An 18,513-nucleotide genomic window follows, 5' to 3' on the forward strand; every position below is an offset into this window, starting at 1 on the left:
CAGCATATTTTTTAGTTCTTCAATAAACGCTGGATTTCGTCCAGTTTCATCAATGCCTCTACCGGAGTGAGGGTATTCACATCCAAATTATTCAGCATATCCCGAATCTTTTCTAGCACAGGATCATCAATGGCAAACATCTGAAGTTGATAAGCCTGTTTTTGGATCTTACGCATACTATCCTTGATCTTTTCTCCGCCGGTCCTTTCCTGTTCCAGGCGTTTAAGGATCTCCCCAGCACGTCCGATCAGTTTTGGAGGCATACCGGCTAATTTAGCCACATGTATACCGAAACTATGTTCAGAGCCACCTGGAACCAGCTTTCTAAGGAAAATCACTTTATTATTGACTTCCTTCACACTCACATTAAAGTTCTTGATCCGAGACATGGAAGTACTCAATTCATTCAATTCATGGTAATGGGTGGCAAATAAAGTTTTTGCCCGACAGGAAGGATGGTTGTGCAGATATTCCGCAATGGCCCATGCAATGGAGATACCATCATAGGTACTGGTACCACGGCCGATTTCATCTAACAGGATCAAACTACGGTCAGACAGGTTGTTCATGATACTTGCCGTCTCGTTCATTTCCACCATAAAGGTAGATTCTCCAGAACTAAGGTTATCCGAAGCACCAACACGGGTGAATATCTTATCCACAATACCAATAGATGCTTCTTTAGCAGGCACAAAGGAACCGATCTGCGCCATCAGCACAATTAATCCAGTCTGTCTCAGTAAAGCCGACTTACCGGCCATGTTTGGCCCTGTAATGATAATGATCTGCTGACCTTCGGGATCCAAAAAGGTATCATTGGTAATGTAGTCCTGCCCTATTGGTAGATTCTTTTCAATAACGGGATGTCTTCCTCCTTTGATATCGATGTTCTTTCCAACATTGACATCAGGCCTTACATAGAAATTCTTTTCCGCAATGATGGCAAAATTCAAGAGCACGTCCAATTTTGCAAGCAATTGGGCATTTAATTGAATCGGTTTGATATATTCCGCAATAGCGAGCATAAGCTCTGCATAAATACGGTTCTCAATGGCTTGGATCTTTTCCTCGGCGCCTAAAATCTGCTCCTCATATTCCTTCAGTTCCTCGGTAATATAGCGTTCAGCATTGACTAAGGTCTGTTTACGGATCCAACCCGAAGGCACCTTATCCTTATGGGTATTGGTAACTTCCAGGTAATAGCCGAATACATTATTAAATGCAATCTTCAGGGATGGAATACCTGTAGCTTCAGATTCACGTCTCTGAATTTCCAAGAGATAATCCTTACCACCAAAGGCAACCTTTCTCAATTTATCTAAATCAGGGTCCACTCCATCAGCAATAACATTGCCTTTGTTCAAAGCAACGGGTGGTTCAGCTTGAACGGTCTGTTCAATCTTATCCCGAATGATCAGGCAAGGATTGAGCTGTTCAGCAATAACTTTTAAAGATTCCGATTCCTGTTCTTGACAAAGCTCTTTTAGTTTCTCAACAGCGTAAAGGGCCCTTTTGAGTTGGATAATTTCACGGGGATTCGCTTTTTGCAGTCCAATCTTAGAAATCAATCTTTCTAAATCGCCAACTTGTTTGATCTCTTGGACCAACTGGTCCCTTAGGTTTCTATCTTGATAAAAATCCTGAACGACCTGAAGCCTTTCATTAATGGATTTTTCATCCTTCAGAGGCATAACGATCCATCTTTTTAGTAATCTGGCGCCCATTGGCGATGAAGTTTCATCAAGCACGTCTGAAAGCGTAGTTGCATTTTCATTGGCTGAACTGATCAGTTCCAGGTTACGGATCGTAAAACGGTCCAACCACATATATCGATCTTCTTCGATCCTGGAGATATTGGAAATATGCTGCAGGTTTCGATGTTCGGTTTCATTGAGGTAATGCAATGCCACTCCAGCTGCAACTATCCCGATAGGCATACGGTCGATACCAAATCCTTTCATGGAATTGACTTCGAAATGCTTCAGGAGGTTTTCGGTGGCATAATCACCGGTATATGGCCATTCATCCAAGGTATAGGTGTAATAGTTGGAACCAAACTGTTCCACGAACTCCTTATATTGTTTTTTTGGAAGGATGATTTCAGTAGGTTTAAAGCCTTGCAAAAGCTTGTCGATATATCCCACAGAACCTTGGGCGACCAAGAATTCACCGGTTGAAATATCCAGAAAGGAGACCCCTACCGCCTGTTTATCCATGAATACAGAAGCCAGGTAATTATTAGATTTCTGTTGGACTATATTTTCATTGTATGAAACACCAGGTGTAACAAGTTCAGTTACTCCTCTTTTTACGATGGTTTTGGTTTGTTTAGGATCTTCCAATTGATCACAGATCGCTACCCGTTGTCCAGCTCGTACCAATTTAGGCAGATAGGTCTCCAGGGAATGGTGCGGAAAACCGGCTAAAGCGGTCTCAGATTCAGAACCATTTCCTCTCTTTGTCAATACGATTCCTAAAATCTTGGCTGCTTTAACAGCATCTTCTCCAAACGTCTCATAAAAATCCCCAACTCTAAACAGCAATAAGGCACCGGGGTATTTGGCCTTGATGGTATTATATTGCTGCATTAAAGGGGTTTGTTTCTTTGCTTTTGCCAAGGTTATTCTTTTTTTGTATAAGATGTAAAAATAGCAGAATTGTGGCGATTTGCAAAACAATGCCTACATCCAAAAAGCATTAGGGAAATGACATAATAATTAAAAAATACATCTTATGTTTGCATAAAATTTCAAAGTAATGGCAATCAAACGTTCTACCAGCAAGAACAGGAAAAAGCAAACCAATACATCCTTCGGGAGCACACTGAAGACCAAGGTCCTTCCTTGGGTAATCAGGGGAGTGATTGCCTTTTTGGTATTGACCATACTTTGGGTCATTGCCCTACGTTTTACGAATCCTCCCATAACCTATTTGATGATAAAAAGAGGTTTTGAGCGGAAAGCAGATGGTAAGGATTGGAAACTGGAACGCAAATGGTTGGACTATGAGGATATCTCAAATAACCTGAAGCGAGCTGCATTAGCTGGTGAAGATGCTCATTTCATGACGCACAATGGTTTTGATACCCAAGCGATCAAAGAAGCCTTTGAGAAAAACAAAGAAGGAAAAAGATTAAGGGGCGGAAGCACCATAAGCCAACAAACAGCTAAAAACGTATTCCTATGGCCTGGACGTTCATGGCTCCGCAAGGGTTTAGAAACTTACTTTACGGTACTGATAGAAGTCTTTTGGAGTAAGAAAAGGATCTTAGAAGTATACCTGAACGTGATAGAAACCGGACAGGGAGTTTATGGAGCCGAGGGGGCAGCACAATATTACTTTCATAAGTCGGCTAAAAGCCTGACCAAGAAAGAGGCTGCATTGATCATTGCCATCTTGCCTAGTCCACAAAAGTGGGATGCTAGAAGACCTTCTAATTATATTAATAGAAGAGCTAATAGCATCGTGAGGTATATGAATTACTATAGCATACCGGAGTAATGCTATAATTTATTCCCTATTTATAGATTTCCACATGGATTTTCCCGTCTGCAGTAACCGTTCCACGGTACATGCCTTCGGTATTGAAAGGCATAGCGACTTCTCCATTTTTGTCGATTGCAATCAATCCACCATCGCCACCTAATTTCCCTATTTCATCGATAACTTCCTGCGAAGCTTTGGCTACATCCATTTTGGCATATTGCATTTTTGCAGACACATTGAATGCAGCAACAGAACGGATAAAAAACTCGCCCCAACCTGTACAAGAAATAGCTACCGTGGCATTGTTGGCATAGGTTCCGGCACCAATAATTGGCGCATCACCCACCCTACCGAATTTTTTATTGGTCATACCCCCAGTGGAAGTTCCTGCCGCAAGGTTACCATGTTTATCCAAGGCCACACAGCCCACAGTTCCAAATTTTTCATCTTTATATGGAGGCAAGAAAGCCTTTTTATCGTCATGGTCCAATTCAGCACGATCTTTATCTCTTTCCAATGCCCTTTGCAGTCCATCCCAACGTTGCTTTGTCCAGAAATAGGAAGGGTCAACGATTTGGATACCATTATGCTGCGCGAACTCCTCTGCGCCTTTTCCAATCATCATGACATGTTCCGATCTATCCATGACAGCTCTCGCTGCACTGATAGGATTCTTGATATTGGTAACACCGGCTACAGCACCAGCCTTTAGATTAGATCCGTCCATAATGGCGGCATCCAGTTCATTTTTTCCTTGATTTGTGAACACGGCACCTTTGCCAGCATTGAAAAGTGGTGAATCTTCCATGATATGGATAGCTGCTTCGATGGCGTCTAAGCTAGATTTTCCCTGTTTGATCTGTTCATAACCAGCCTGAAGGGATTCGGTCAGTTTCTCAATATAGGCTTTCTCCAGGGAGTCCGTCATATTCTTTTTTAGTATCGTACCTGCACCTCCATGAATGGCTAAAACATACTTTGGTTTTGAATTGCTCTGTGCAGAAGAAGGCGTTAAATTCATCGTTACACACATTAAGATTAATAAGCAGGTTACACTTTTTTTCATAATTAGATTCAGTTTTAAACAAAGAACGCAATAAATACCTAAAAAACAAAAGGGGTGGAAACGCCTTCATCCACCCCTAATCAATCTAAACTGTTAGTTGTTTTATTGTTTTGTCACACTAAGTTTTGCTTTGTTATTTCCTTCAGACAGATCAACTACGAATACATAAGTTGCACCTGCTTCCAGTTTTTTACCAGCCTGAAGACCTAAATTGCCTGGGTCACGGCCATTTGTTCCATCTCCTATCAAAATGATGTCACTAGAGGTTGTCAAGTCTGTATTCTTGAATTCACCGTTCCATCCTTTTTCATGGAAGAATTTGAAGTTGATATTATCGGTATTGATGGATTGTCCAGCCACTACGGTCACTTGGTATTTCTTACCTCCAATTGGTGTCACACAGATGGCCTTTCCTGGATCCCAACCTACCTGATTGTCAGCAACAGTTGGTTTACCGATACCTTCACCAATAATCCAGATAGCTCCGGTACCATCGGCATTCAATCTTGCTAGATCATTTCCGTTCATAGCTTCTACCTTAATATATTTTTTTCCTAGATCGGCAATGAAGCGGTATTTTCCAGACATGGCATTGAAGTAGTATTTATCACCATCTTGACGGATATAGTCCTTATCGACCCACCATCCCGCTGGCATTCCTTCAAAGGTCAATTCTTCATCTTTGTTGATCGTTAGGTCAACCGAGAAGATTTCATCTTCAACCATGGACATATCTGTATCATTGATTGCATAACGAAGGAAAGGTGAAGCCGCATAAGTCAAGGTATTGAAACTGATCTTATAAACTCCATCGAAAGCATTAGAAAAAGGAATTGGCGTATTTACCCCTTGCAGGATCGCTTTATTCTCCCATCCAAATTGAATCTTATTTCCGAACTCACCTACTTTAGGCGCTTCGATATAAGCCGGAGCTTTCATCTTAAATTCATCAGAAACCTCGTACTGGTTAGGCCCAACCTTGTTCATGCGATAGGTCTTTCCTTCAGCTACTAAGTTTAAATAAGGAAAATCTGGTCTCGTGATATTCAGGACTTTTTCTTCCGTTTTACTCACCATCTGCACATTTTGAAGGGTAAATTTCAATAAGGCAGAACCATTTGGAATGTTCTTTAAGTAAGGAACATATAATTTCCCAGAGTACGATCCAGCTTCTTTTGTACGTATGGTCTGTTCCGAAACGACTTCATCACTGAACAACAATTGTACTTTCAAGGTAGAAAGGTCTACGCTTTTATCCGAAACATTCACGGTATATTGCAAACTATCGCCAAACAAAGAAGCAGTTGGACTTTTAACTATTTCAATGGCAGGCTCCCCAGCGCCATAAGGCACGATTAATTCATCTTCTTTACAAGAGAACATCAAGCTCAAAAGAAGTGAAAAGGCTAAATAATTGATTAATTTTTTCATTTTTTCCAAGAATAAGAAACAACAGAACCTGCAGGAACATCATAACTGAAATGATTTTTCCCATCCTCAATAACAATTCTAGAATTGCTTCCATTTGCATTTGCAATCACAAAAGCATAGCTACCATCGGTGTTTTTGAAAGCAGCATATGACAATCCAGCATCTGTATAACCTTCAGACCCAATGCGTACTGCACCTGGTTTTACCACGGCTGACATATGTCCGATGATGTAGTAATGTGAGTTTCTGCGAATGGTCTTGTAATCGGCTTTGCTGATATCAACGGCACCATAACAAGTTTGGCAACCACCTTCACGATTAGGGCCTCTTTCCGAATCCAACATTAAATTCCATACGATCACCCCTTTGCTCCAGTTGTTTACTGTTCCTAAGGCTACTTCACGCATATCCTCCAACAATCTTTTTCCTAGAGCATGGCCGTCATTCCAAGTTCCAATGGAAGTTTCGGTAAAGATCAAATCTTTGTTCGGTGCTTTGGCGTGGATATCCAATAACTCGGCCTTGTCACCACCATAGTTATGGTAAGCAGAACCAGCGAAATAAGCAGCTGCAGCAGGATCTTCAAAAATCTTGATTGGATAATCCTGTTGTTCTGGCATATTATCATAGTTATAGTTATGGTCGAATGCGTAGATTTTGGTTGTTAATCCAGCTGCTTTCATCTTAGGACCAAGCGCATTTTTAACAAATGCTTGTTGCTCATTCCAAAACATGACCAATGAAGCCGAGTTCTTATCGTTCAATGGCTCATTTTGTGTTGTAATGGAGTAAATATTAACTCCATGTTCTTTCATGGCTTGGATCCACTTTACAAAATAGGTTGCATAGTCTTGGTAGTATTTAGGGTTCAAGTGCCCCCCAGTCCAAGAATCGTAGGGTTTCAATTCCGTCAAGTTATTCACTTTCATCCATTTTGGAGGAGTCCATGGCGAGCCCATGATCTTGATTTCTGGATTGATGGCGATAATCTCTTTCAAAACTGGAATCACATATTCCAATTCTTCCGATTGAAGAGCGAAGTTTTCAATTCCTGGTTTATCGGCCAAGGTATATTCATCCAATGAGAAATCAGAACAGCCAATAGCGATACGGATATAGCTTTGCCCCATTCCTTCTGTTGGAGAGAATGTTTCTTTTAGGAATTTCGTACGGTCCTCTGGTGCCATTTTCAACAAGTTGAAGGCTGCAGAACCGGTGATAGCAGAACCAAATCCATCCATGGTTTGGAATGTTTTGCTTTCATCGATCTTAATGGTCTTAGTCCCCATGTTACTGGTCTTGCTAAAGTCCACATAGGATTTTTTGAAATCATGGCTTAGTGATCCGGTTGTTGTATAGATTAATACATCTCCTGATGTAGGGTCTACAGGAACTGGGTCTCCGCCATTGATATTCGTGTCATTTCCACAAGCCGTAAAAATCGAGGAGAACAAGCTTGCAACAAATATATATTTCTTTAAATTATTCATAGTTTCAGTATTAATATCCTAGATTTTGCTTGATTTTAGGGTTTTCATCTATAATCGATTGCGGAATCGGCAAGCGATATGAGTTCTCTGTAAATGGATAAACTTGGGCTTTTCTGCCTGAATCTTTTGCATATACTGCATTCATCACCGATTCAACTTTATTCAAGCGCACAAGGTCATACCAGCGTTGTCCTTCGAAAGCCAATTCTAATCTTCTTTCACTCAACAAGGCATTCAACATGGCGTCTTTGCTTCCTTTAACGGCATTGGTCAATTTCGGAAGTTTCACACGTTGGCGAACTTGATCGATAATTGCAGCTGCTGCTGTAAGATTAGGACTATCGCCATTGATCAACGCTTCAGCTTTCAGCAATAACAGGTCCGCATAACGAATTTTTATGATGTTACTGAATGCCGAACGAGTTTTATACATGAATGGGTAGTTGCTTGCCGGGTAGTAGTTGCTCCAACCAGCTTGATAATACACTATAGATTCTGTGTAGCGGATCTCATCTCCTTCGCGGGTGAATGCATTTATTAAATCCCTTGAAGGAGTGATCCATTTTGCCCATGTAAAATTGCTATTGTAGTTTGATAGGTCACGTCCAAACATCCAGGTTACCCAGTTTCCATTACCCGCAAAGAATTGGGTTTCTAAAATAGCTTCTTTGCTATTTCTGATCAATGGTTCTGCATTTCCTTCTTGAACGCCAAACAAATTTTTATAATCTGCATCTAAAGCAAATCCATCTGCTGCCAAATCATCCACATATTGAATAACCTTTGCATAGTTACGGATTGGTTTTTCAGCATAGACCTTGGCCAATAAAGCTTTGGCTACGGATTTTGAGAATTTTGTTTTGTTAGCGGCATTATTGGATGGCGCATCGACGATGGCTTCTTCCAATTCCTTGGCCAAGAATTCATAAACCTCCTTTTCAGGCGTCTGGCTCGGGAAATAATCGTCGTAAACCTCTTCGATATTTTCTGCGGTTATATCTTTACCCACTGTGGTCACCAAAGGAATATCGCCCCACAAACGCACCATATCAAAGAAAATCAAAGCTCTTTGAATTTTTGCTTCCGCTTTGTATTGCTTACGTAATGCAGAGGACAGGGAATTGTCAGCCACCGAATCCACATTAACGATCAGGATATTCAGTTTGGCAACATCCTCCAGGTAACGGATCCAATCACGCTGAACAACTGAATTGGAACCTTCGATGCCGTTATTTTCATAAGGCACTACTTCGGCACCAGTCGTTCCTGCGTAAGCATTATCTGAATGCGATTCAGCAATCAACATTTGGTCAAGATACCAATGTTCCTGTCTATCACGTAGGATGTTATATAAGCCTTGCATGTAGTTGTCTACCGCAGCTTTGTCTTTAAAGACTACTTTTTTTCCTTCTTCATTTACCCCTTCGGTCACGTCAGAATATTGACCAAGAGGATCTTTATCAAGAGAGCAGCTTGAGATGGCCACAGTACCGAGTACTGCGATCAGCATCTTCTTCATTATATTAAATTTCATTGTTCTCATCATCATAATCTTAGAACTCCATATTTAATCCAAACACGAATGACCTAGTTTGAGGATATGTACCCCAATCTAAACCTTGCACCCTACCTGAATTCCCCCATTGGTTAACTTCTGGATCCAAGCCGGTGTATTTTGTCAAGGTAATTAAGTTGGTGGCTGAGATAAACGGAGCCAATTTGTTAATTCCAATTTTTGACAAGGCTGGAGCTTTGATGTTATAGGAAAGGGAAATGTTTTTCAAGCGGATATAACTTCCATCCTCTACGAAGTATGAGGAGTTTTTCATATCATAACCTGCACGAGGGACTTCGGTAATTTGACCTGGGACTCTCCAACGTTGAAGGACACGTGTAGATTGGTTTTTCCCATCGTACATGCCTTCCATTTCCATTCTGGAAACGTTGTAGATATCATTGCCTTGAGAACCTTGGATAAAGATATTTAGGTTCAATCCTTTGTAAGAAAGGTTATTGGTAAATCCGAAAGTGAAGTTAGGGTTAGGATCACCGATGTAAGTTTTATCATTGACAGTCACTTTTCCATCGCCATTGATATCGGAATAGATCATATCACCAGTTTCAGGATTTACCCCTTCGCTGATATAACCAAAGAAACCACCCACAGGTCTTCCTGCCTCGTTTCTTACTACGGTTTCATTAACATAATCCGTGGTTCTAGCATCGAAATAAACAGGTTTCAGCACCAATTTGGTGAATTTATTTCTGTTGAAAGAGATATTAAAACCTGAAGACCAAGTTAGGCCTTCGCCTTTTAAGATATCAGCATTGATATTGGTTTCAAAACCACGGTTGGTCATTTCACCCTCATTTCTTTGGATTTGGGAGATATTACCGCTACCTGGAAGATCCACCCACATCAACATGTCGGTTGTGTTCTTGTAGTAGTAATCCAAGTTTACGGTCAATCTATTATTGAAACCTGTAAAGTCCAAACCTACCCCAGTTTGTGTGGTTCTTTCCCATCCTAAGTCAATTGTTCTTAGGTTTTCTGGAGTAACGGAAGCTAAATCGTTGGTTTTACCTTCTTCGAACCATGGTGAACGGATAATATTATAGCGTTGTAAGTAAGCATAGTCACCGATACCCGATTGGTTACCTGTTTGACCCCAACCTCCACGAAGTTTTAAGTCGTTCATCCAAGGCACATCACTTAGGAATTCCTCCGATGATAAACGCCAAGCGGCTGAAACCGATGGGAACATAGACCATCTTTTGCTAGGGTGTAATTTAGAGGAACCATCTGATCTTAAATTGGCAGTTACCAAGTATTTGCCATCATAATTATAGGAAAGACGTCCGAAATAAGACATCATTGCCCAATCAGATGCTGATGAACCGGTACCAGTCCAGGAGATTTTATTGGCCACATTCAAGGTTTCGATCAAATCATTTCTAAAGTGCGAACCGAGGATATAACTGTTGGTATAGTTTGAGCTTAACCAAGCTGTACCTGCCATGGCTTCGAAGTTATGTTTATCAAAGCTTTTATTGTAGGTCAAGGTGTTATCAAAAGTGATGACGGTATTCATGTTTCTAGAATCCGTTGCTTCACCGAATTGGTTCCTACCCCAAGAAGTAGACAATGGGTCCAAGAAAGTAGAAGAAAAAGCATTTCTTCTATCTAGGGCGAACAACGTTTTGAAGTTCAATCCTGGAGTAATGTGAACTGTAGCAGAACCTGATCCAATCAATCTGTTTTCACGGTTGCGGTTATTTCCTGTCGTTGCTAAATTCTCCAGTGGAGAAGTCACGTTCAGACCGTAGAAGTTATTGTAGAACTGTTTCGGATTGAAAGGATCCATGATCGGCGCAAAAGTCGGCGTATTGATTGCAGACAGGACAACCCCACCTCTATTGGAACCTGTACCTTCCACCATTCCGTTTCCGTTATAGTCAGCATAGGAGAAGTTAGCATTCACAGTTAACCAATCCCTCACTTTGTTTTCAATGTTACCCCTGAAGTTATAACGTTTATAGAATGTGGAATGGACAATCCCTTTATCATTTACATAGCCACCGGAAAGGAAGTATTTGATTCTATCCGAACCGTCTGAAATGGAAAGCTGATAATCTTGGGTCAATCCATTGCTGAAGGTTTCATCGAACCAATCGGTTTGGTCTGTCAATCCATCGGGCAATTTCACAATACCGATCTCATCCATCAACTCTTTGTATTGCGCTGTGTTTAAGGGCGTAATGCTGTTGGTCACTCTATTTTGAGTCGCTAAAGCATTCAAAGTAATCTTTGGATTTCCAACTCTACCCTGTTTTGTGCTGATCAAGATAACCCCGTTTGCAGCCCTCGACCCGTAAATAGAAGCTGAAGATGCATCTTTTAGGATCTGCATATCGGCGATATCATTAGGCGAAAGGAAGTTGATATTGTCAACTGTTACTCCGTCAACCACATAAAGCGGGTCATTACTTCCGTTGAAGGAAGTGGTACCACGGATACGGATAGAAGTTCCACCACCTGGAGCACCAGAAGGTTGAGAAACGGTTACCCCTGCTGCTTTACCCTGAATAGCTTGGTTGGCATTGACAATTGGTCTTTCGTCAATGTCTTCCAAGGATACGGAGGAGATAGCGGCTGTTACATCTTTTCTTTTAACTGCACCATAACCGATAACAACGACATCTTCCAGCGCATTTGTTTCTGGAGTCAAAGTGATGGTCATTTCTGCTTGTGCAATTACCTCTTGGCTTTTATAGCCTAGATAAGAAACTCGAAGTTTTGAATTTGCTGGAACATTCTCGAGTGTAAATAGTCCCGTGTTATCTGAAGAGGTAGATGCAGAACCTCCGATAACAGTAATGGTAGCCCCAATAATTGGTTCATTGCTGGCTTCGTCTATAACCTTTCCTGAAACTCGAATTCCATTTTGCGCGAATGCAAAATTTGAAAAAACAGATACCATAAAAAGGAAAAGACCGATACTAACTTTAGTAAAAAGTTTCATACGTCTTATAATCAGTTATGAGATTAATAAAATAATTTAGGGTATACCTAAACTTCCCATTCCAAAGTTAAGCAGGGTGCTAATTTTTAGTTAGCATTTGAGGCGGGCCAAAACAAAAAAGTAACCAAAGTAAATCAATAAGCATTGTTTTACAGGTTATTAGGCGCTTTTAAAAAGAAAAAAAGTAAAGGGATATGCTAAAATTTTAGGTTACCAATCTCCTTAATCTGTTCATCGAAGTCCTCTTTGGTACCTAAAACTTTGTTACGGACCTTAACTCTATAGTTATAAACCGTACGCAAAGAGTAGCGAAGGAACCGAGCAATCTTGGTGGAATCAGAAATACCGAGACGGATCAACGCAAAAATACGGAGTTCGGAATTCAGCAATTCATCATGTTTCAAGCTCAATCTTTCTTCGGGTTTTAACAGGTTGTTGAACTCCTGTATAAAGGTTGGATAAAGGTTCAGGAAAATCACGTCGAAGTTGTGATATAGGTCGTCAAGTTCGGTCTTGATAAAATCTTGGGATTTCAATTCCTTACTGAGTTCATCCAATTGGTTATTGGAGATCTTTTTTAAGATCCCTTTTCTGGTATTATCTAATTTATCGATATAGGCGGAGCATAATTCAAAAAACTGCGCCATATACTCTTCCTTAATATGATTTGACTCCTGAAGGTCTTGATTGACTTTTAACAATTGGGCATTAAGGCCTTGCAGTTCGTCATTTAGGTTTTTCAGGTCCTTTCTGGTTTTTTTCAACCGTTTCATCTGCATATATAATATGATGAAGGCGACCAGAAGCAGGATGGACATCAGGGATATGGTGTACAGGAAGTTTTTGAGCTGATTTTTATTTGCTTGTTCTTTTTCCTGAAAAGCAGAATTGATAATCGGATAAAAAGAGGAGTTTTCTATGGTCCTAAATCTAACATTACAGAAAAGGGCATCTTCCATGGCTTCCTGAATAAAGAGGTAGGCCTTATCGATTTCATTTCTTTCAAAATAGACCAGGGCAAGACTTTGCATAGAAGCATTATCCTTAACCGTATTTTTAACATCGGTGATGGCAGAAAGGCCTAAATAGTAAATCTGTTTTTCTTGGTCATCCTTGTTTTTATAGAGTAACCCTAATAAATAGGCAATTACAGCCCGTTCATGGTCGGTGTCTTTATATTCACTCAATAATTGCAGGAGTTCTTTTTCCGCTTTTTCGAAATTATTTCCAAATAATGCTCTTGTTGCAGAACTTATTCGATGTTCTTTGGAATCAGTAGGAAGAACGTTGAGCAAGGAATCGCGGTAGACTTCGCTCAGGCTAAAATAATTATAGTGGTTGGTACTTTGTCCATAATGGGAATAGAAATCGGAGAAGGCCCGGTAATAATCAGCCTCCTGTTCACTGGAGAGGCTTTGTCTTGGAATACCTTTTAAGATTTCGTTTGATTCGATGAATCGCCCCGCAGAGGAATATAAGCTTGCCAATTGGATATCGACTTCATTCTTTTTAAAGTTATCATTCAATTGTAGGGCTAGCTTTTTATTTTCATTGACATAAAAGATAGCAGAGTCGATTTGATAGGTCTTGAACTCGTTATAAAGTTTGTCTTGGAAGTTATACCGATCGGCAGGAGAAGGCATTAGTTTCAGGCGTTCCTTGATTTCGAAGATCTTCATCAATTTTTCCTTTTCAAATTCAATCTTTCTGCCTAGCACCTTTTTAAGTTCTCTTTCCACAGAGTCTTTAGGGCTCACATCCACGACAGATTGGGCAAAGGAAGTTTGTCCTACCAGTGCCAATAAATATAAAATAGAAAAGAATACTTTCTTTAATTCAAGTTTAGTTATCATTATCTTCTTCCCACCAATCACTTTTCAGATCATCAATTTCCCTTCTATCCTTTTTAGTAGGTCGACCAGTTCCACGGTCTCTTTTCAGGACAGGTGCGTGGAATGATGATTTGAAAGCATAGGTTTCTTCTACTGGTGTGTGATCTTCATAAAATTGCACGGCCGTTTTGGCGTCAGACCTACGTTCGAGCAATCCAGTAACCTTAAGGACCTTACGCTCAATTCCCTTCTGAATGCTATAGGTTTCCCCCACTTTGACGATTGCTGAAGGTTTTACATTTTGGCCATTGAGTTTAACTTTCCCTGCTTTACAAGCTTCTGTTGCCAAACTTCTGGTTTTGAATATACGAATTGCCCATAAGTATTTATCAATCCGCAATTTGTCTGCTGCCTCTGCCATCCTACAAAAATAGTCATATCTTCTTAATTTTGCCCCTTCTGTAACTTACATATCATTAAAAATCTCCATATTTGTTAATAATTTAAAATTACTTTTAAGAATATTATGGTAGATAATACAACCCTTCAAAAATTAATAGAAGAAGCTTGGGAGAACAGACAGTTATTGGAGTACAAAGAATATTACGAGGCGATTGAATTCGTAATTCAGCATTTGGACAAAGGCGAATTACGTGTTGCTGAACCTGTTGGAGAATCTTGGTATGTCAATGATTGGATTAAAAAAGCTGTAATTCTTTATTTCCCTATCCGTAATATGGAGGTGATCAAGAATGATCCTTTTGTCTACCATGACAAAATGAAATTAAAAACAAATTACAAGGAGTTAGGTGTTCGTGTTGTTCCTGGAGCTTCAGCCCGTTACGGTGCTTTTTTGTCTAAGGGTGTAATCATGATGCCTTCTTATGTCAATATTGGTGCGTATGTTGGTGAAGGTACGATGGTGGATACATGGGCAACCGTTGGTTCATGTGCTCAGATCGGCAAGAATGTTCACCTAAGCGGTGGTGTTGGTATTGGTGGTGTATTAGAACCTGTACAAGCAGCGCCAGTAATTATTGAAGACAACGTATTCGTTGGGTCAAGAGCGATTGTCGTTGAAGGCGTTCGTGTTGAGGAAGAAGCTGTATTAGGTGCTAATGTGGTCTTGACAGCATCAACCAAAATTATTGATGTTTCAGGTTCTGAGCCTGTAGAATACAAAGGCTATGTACCTGCGCGTTCTGTGGTTATTCCAGGTTCGTATACCAAGAAGTTCCCAGCTGGAGAATTTCAAGTACCATGTGCATTGATCATTGGGCAAAGAAAAGAATCTACCGATAAGAAGACTTCATTAAACGATGCGCTTCGTGATCATAATGTAGCAGTATAGCACACTGATGCAAAGACCTTATATAGATAAAGAGGATTTGAATCAGGCTTTGGAAACACTGAAGTCTGGGGGATTGATCTTGTATCCTACCGATACCATTTGGGGAATCGGTTGTGATGCGACTAATCCGGAAGCTGTTGAAAAGATTTTTGCATTGAAAGGAAGAGATAAAGGCAAGAGCATGATCATCCTTTTGGGCAATGACAATCAATTACAAAGCTATGTGAGCGAGGTTCCTGAAGTTGCTTATGAATTATTGGAAGCAACGGATAAGCCTTTGACCATTATCTATTCCAAAGCAAAGAACTTGGCCGCCAATGTCGTGGCAGAGGATGGCAGTATTGGAATCCGTATTGTGAACCATCCATTTTGCGAGCAGTTGTTACAAAGGTTCAGAAAACCTATTGTTTCTACCTCGGCAAACATCAGCGGTGATGCCTCCGCCAGGAATTTCGTGGAAGTCTCTGATGAGATTGTAAATGGAGTGGACTATGTTGTTAAATTTGGGCAACAGGATCCATCAAATGGTACGGCATCGACGATCATGAAATTGGATCCGAGTGGAAAATTTGAATTTATTAGAAAATAAATATGAAAAAGATTATCTCTTTACTGATCTGTGCAGTTGCATTCATTGCATTTAGCCATGCACAAACTGCCATTCAACCAGCAAAAGCTGGTGTTAGCTATGGCAAGAAAATAGATAAAAATGGCGCTATATCTGTCAAACAACTTGAAAAGAACCTAACTGGAAAAGAATCCTATACAGGGAAAGTTCAAGGCGAGGTTGTTCAGGTATGTACGAAAAAAGGTTGTTTCCTGACGCTGAAAACAGAAGAAGGCAAGGAACCGATCATGGTACGTTTTACAGACTATGCTTATTTCGTTCCTCAAGATATCATTGGCAAGACTGTGGTATTGGAAGGCAAGGCAAAAGTGAAAGAAACCACAGTAGAGTGGCAAAAGCATTATGCTGAGGATATGGGCAAGAGCAAAGAAGAAATTGCTAAAATTAACCAGCCAAGAAAAGATATTTCTTTGGTTGCAGATGGAGTTCTTGTTGTAAAGTAGACGCAAAAGACTTATTTTGGGGGCTGCAAATGAGAATTTGCAGCCTTATTTTTTTATTAATCTTACGTAAATGTCAGTTTTTCAGCCTGTTCCTTGTCAAAGCATTCGCCTTGGTAATCAACTTATGACTTTTGAAGTCCCGAGGATCATGGGCATTCTCAATCTGACACCAGATTCATTTTATGATGCGGGCCAGCACCAATCGCTGAACTTGGCCTTGGAGCATACGGAGAGATTAATTGGCGAAGGGGCAGATATCATTGATATCGGTGCTTACTCAAGCCGACCTGGAGCAAAGGAAATAAGTCATCAAGAAGAATTAGATCGCGCTATACCAATTATTGAAGCTATACATAAGCAATTTCCAAAAGCTATTCTATCCATTGACACCTTTCGAGCTGATGTTGCCGAGGCCTGCGTAAAGGCTGGGGTCCATATCATCAATGATATTTCAGGTGGGAGTCTAGATGCGGATATGTTCAATACGGTTGCTAGGCTTCAAGTTCCTTATATTTTGATGCATATGCGCGGAACACCCGCTACCATGCAGCAAATGACTGATTATGATGATGTCGTAAATGATGTAGCGGTAAGTCTGGGAAACAGTGTTGCAAAACTCAGGGAATTAGGGGTAAAGGATATCATCCTTGATCCTGGTTATGGTTTTGCCAAGACCATTGACCAGAATTATGAGTTACTGATGCGCATCCAAGAGCTACATTATTTCGGATTGCCCCTTTTAGGAGGTATATCTAGAAAATCGATGCTCTACAAAAAAATAAAATCTACCCCTGACCAAGTATTACCTGGAACAATCGCACTTAACACCTTGCTTCTAGAACGTGGAGCCCAAATATTGAGGGTCCATGATGTCAAGGAGGCCAAACAATTAATTGAAATTTTTTATACCTAATCATTTTGAAGAAAACTAGAGACATAATCACGATAGGTTTTGCCTTATTTGCCATGTTCTTCGGAGCTGGAAATTTATTACTCCCCCCTTATATCGGAATACAAATTGGAGACCATGTCTGGATCACCATCTTGGCATTTGGTCTGACCGGAATATTATTGCCTTTTTTCGGAATACTCTCTGTTGTAAATTCAGGGGAATCATTTGAGGATCTTGGGACTAGGATCAACAAATTCCTTTCGCCTATCTTAGGAACCGTCATCATGCTCTGCATTGGGCCTCTGATTGCTATTCCAAGGACAGCAGCTACAACCTTTGAAGTTGGTATATTGCCATCATTCCCTAATGCAGATCCCCTTTGGACCTCGATTGCCTTCTTTGCAGTGACTTGGTTACTGACCATTGCACCATCAAAAGTGGTAGATATTATCGGGAATCTATTGACGCCATTGCTGCTGGTCTTATTGATTAGCTTGATTGCCATGGGCATATTCTCCCCTATGGGAGATTTCAGTGAATCTTCCTTGGATACGGCGCAGTCCTTTACCTTAGGTTTTGTAGATGGCTACCAAACCTTGGATGTACTGGCTTCTGTGATCTTTGCTGGGATTATCATTACGGCATCCCGCACAAAGGGCTATACGAGCGTGAAATCAAAGAACCAAGTGGTAATCGCAGCTGGTATTTTGGCTGCATCCTGTCTTTTTATAATATATGGAGGTCTGATCTATCTTGGTGCAACTTCTGGAATCGAGGATTTAGCGATCAAGAGATCGGAATTGCTGATCCGTATTTCTCGTGCCATCATGGGACCATTTGGAACCATTGCTATCGCAGTCAGTATCGCTTTGGCCTGTTTGACTACTGCCATTGCATTGACTTCTGCTGTGGGAACCTTCTTTTCCTCACTGACAAAAGGAAAATTGAGCTATAAGCTTTTGGTGACTGTATGTTGTATAGCATCTTGTGTGCTTTCTATTACAGGAGTTGATAATATTATTTCCTTTGCTTATCCTATCCTAACTTTTGTTTATCCGATTGTCATCACATTGGTTCTATACACGGTTTTCTTTGGAAGCTTTGTGAAAAACAAAAAGCCTTATGTGGCTGCTTTGATCGGTTCAACCGTTATTGCCTGTTTATCATTGGCCAAACATTTCAACTTATTGAGTGAAAGCATGATTTCAACCCTGAACCATATTCCATTCTTTCAATATGAATTAGGTTGGGTAGTCCCTTCCTTTGTGTTGTTTGTTTTGTTGATCTTGGTTACAGGTACTGGGCACAAAAAAGAAGAAGAAAAAATGCTATAAATGAAAAGGCTGGTCGATGTGACCAGCCTTTTCATTT

At 40.5% G+C, this 18,513-nt stretch carries 14 protein-coding genes; 6 read left to right on the forward strand and 8 right to left on the reverse strand.

The features are described 5' to 3' along the window. Window positions 1-11: 11 nt before the first annotated feature. Entirely contained in the window at window positions 12-2,618 is a 2,607-nt protein-coding gene (gene mutS, locus ACWICE_RS01890; RefSeq protein WP_454297519.1) for a DNA mismatch repair protein MutS, read from the reverse strand. Window positions 2,619-2,757: 139 nt separating this feature from the next. On the opposite strand from mutS, the gene mtgA reads away from it, so the two are divergent. Continuing rightward, window positions 2,758-3,501 (forward strand): monofunctional biosynthetic peptidoglycan transglycosylase, encoded by a 744-nt coding sequence (mtgA, locus tag ACWICE_RS01895; protein ID WP_313260950.1) that lies wholly within the window; start codon window positions 2,758-2,760, stop codon window positions 3,499-3,501. Window positions 3,502-3,517: 16 nt separating this feature from the next. On the opposite strand, the gene ACWICE_RS01900 is transcribed toward mtgA, so the two are convergent. From ACWICE_RS01900 to ACWICE_RS01930, 7 genes are all read right to left on the reverse strand, one after another. Then, window positions 3,518-4,507 carry an isoaspartyl peptidase/L-asparaginase family protein gene (locus ACWICE_RS01900; RefSeq protein ID WP_454297520.1) on the reverse strand — a complete coding sequence of 330 codons (990 nt, stop codon included), beginning with the start codon at window positions 4,505-4,507 and terminating at the stop codon, window positions 3,518-3,520. A gap of 147 nt (window positions 4,508-4,654) precedes the next feature. Beyond that, entirely contained in the window at window positions 4,655-5,983 is a 1,329-nt protein-coding gene (locus tag ACWICE_RS01905; protein ID WP_254526531.1) for a DUF5125 domain-containing protein, read from the reverse strand. Next, on the reverse strand, window positions 5,980-7,473 hold the full coding sequence (locus tag ACWICE_RS01910) for a glycoside hydrolase family 30 protein (RefSeq protein WP_185215902.1): 1,494 nt from the start codon (window positions 7,471-7,473) through the stop codon (window positions 5,980-5,982). Before ACWICE_RS01910 ends, ACWICE_RS01905 begins: the two co-directional genes overlap by 4 nt. Window positions 7,474-7,483: 10 nt before the next feature. Next, window positions 7,484-8,992: a RagB/SusD family nutrient uptake outer membrane protein gene (locus ACWICE_RS01915; RefSeq protein ID WP_454297521.1), complete on the reverse strand. Its 1,509-nt coding sequence runs from the start codon at window positions 8,990-8,992 to the stop codon at window positions 7,484-7,486. A 34-nt stretch (window positions 8,993-9,026) separates the two neighbouring features. Then, complete coding sequence (locus ACWICE_RS01920; protein WP_454297522.1) at window positions 9,027-11,996, reverse strand: SusC/RagA family TonB-linked outer membrane protein; 2,970 nt, start codon at window positions 11,994-11,996, stop codon at window positions 9,027-9,029. A 197-nt stretch (window positions 11,997-12,193) separates the two neighbouring features. Next, window positions 12,194-13,849, reverse strand: a complete 1,656-nt coding sequence (locus tag ACWICE_RS01925) for a DUF6377 domain-containing protein (RefSeq protein ID WP_237235534.1) — start codon at window positions 13,847-13,849, stop codon at window positions 12,194-12,196. Beyond that, window positions 13,839-14,249, reverse strand: coding sequence for an RNA-binding S4 domain-containing protein (locus tag ACWICE_RS01930; RefSeq protein ID WP_454290683.1), 411 nt, complete (start codon window positions 14,247-14,249; stop codon window positions 13,839-13,841). Before ACWICE_RS01930 ends, ACWICE_RS01925 begins: the two co-directional genes overlap by 11 nt. Window positions 14,250-14,354: 105 nt before the next feature. Here ACWICE_RS01930 and ACWICE_RS01935 point away from each other — a divergent pair, with 105 nt between their 5' ends. The 5 genes from ACWICE_RS01935 to brnQ all read left to right on the forward strand — a co-directional run bounded on the left by ACWICE_RS01935 (window position 14,355) and on the right by brnQ (window position 18,476). Then, on the forward strand, window positions 14,355-15,179 hold the full coding sequence (locus ACWICE_RS01935; protein ID WP_254526534.1) for a 2,3,4,5-tetrahydropyridine-2,6-dicarboxylate N-succinyltransferase: 825 nt from the start codon (window positions 14,355-14,357) through the stop codon (window positions 15,177-15,179). Window positions 15,180-15,186: 7 nt separating this feature from the next. Next, on the forward strand, window positions 15,187-15,768 hold the full coding sequence (locus ACWICE_RS01940; protein ID WP_313260961.1) for an L-threonylcarbamoyladenylate synthase: 582 nt from the start codon (window positions 15,187-15,189) through the stop codon (window positions 15,766-15,768). Between the two features lie 2 nt (window positions 15,769-15,770). Continuing rightward, a complete protein-coding gene (locus ACWICE_RS01945) occupies window positions 15,771-16,250 on the forward strand; it encodes a DUF4920 domain-containing protein (RefSeq protein WP_454290682.1) in 480 nt (159 codons plus the stop codon). A gap of 124 nt (window positions 16,251-16,374) precedes the next feature. Beyond that, window positions 16,375-17,163, forward strand: a complete 789-nt coding sequence (folP, locus tag ACWICE_RS01950) for a dihydropteroate synthase (protein WP_454297523.1) — start codon at window positions 16,375-16,377, stop codon at window positions 17,161-17,163. Window positions 17,164-17,168: 5 nt separating this feature from the next. Next, entirely contained in the window at window positions 17,169-18,476 is a 1,308-nt protein-coding gene (brnQ, locus tag ACWICE_RS01955; RefSeq protein WP_254526538.1) for a branched-chain amino acid transport system II carrier protein, read from the forward strand. Window positions 18,477-18,513: the final 37 nt, after the last annotated feature.

The organism is Sphingobacterium sp. NPDC055346, from assembly GCF_053645235.1.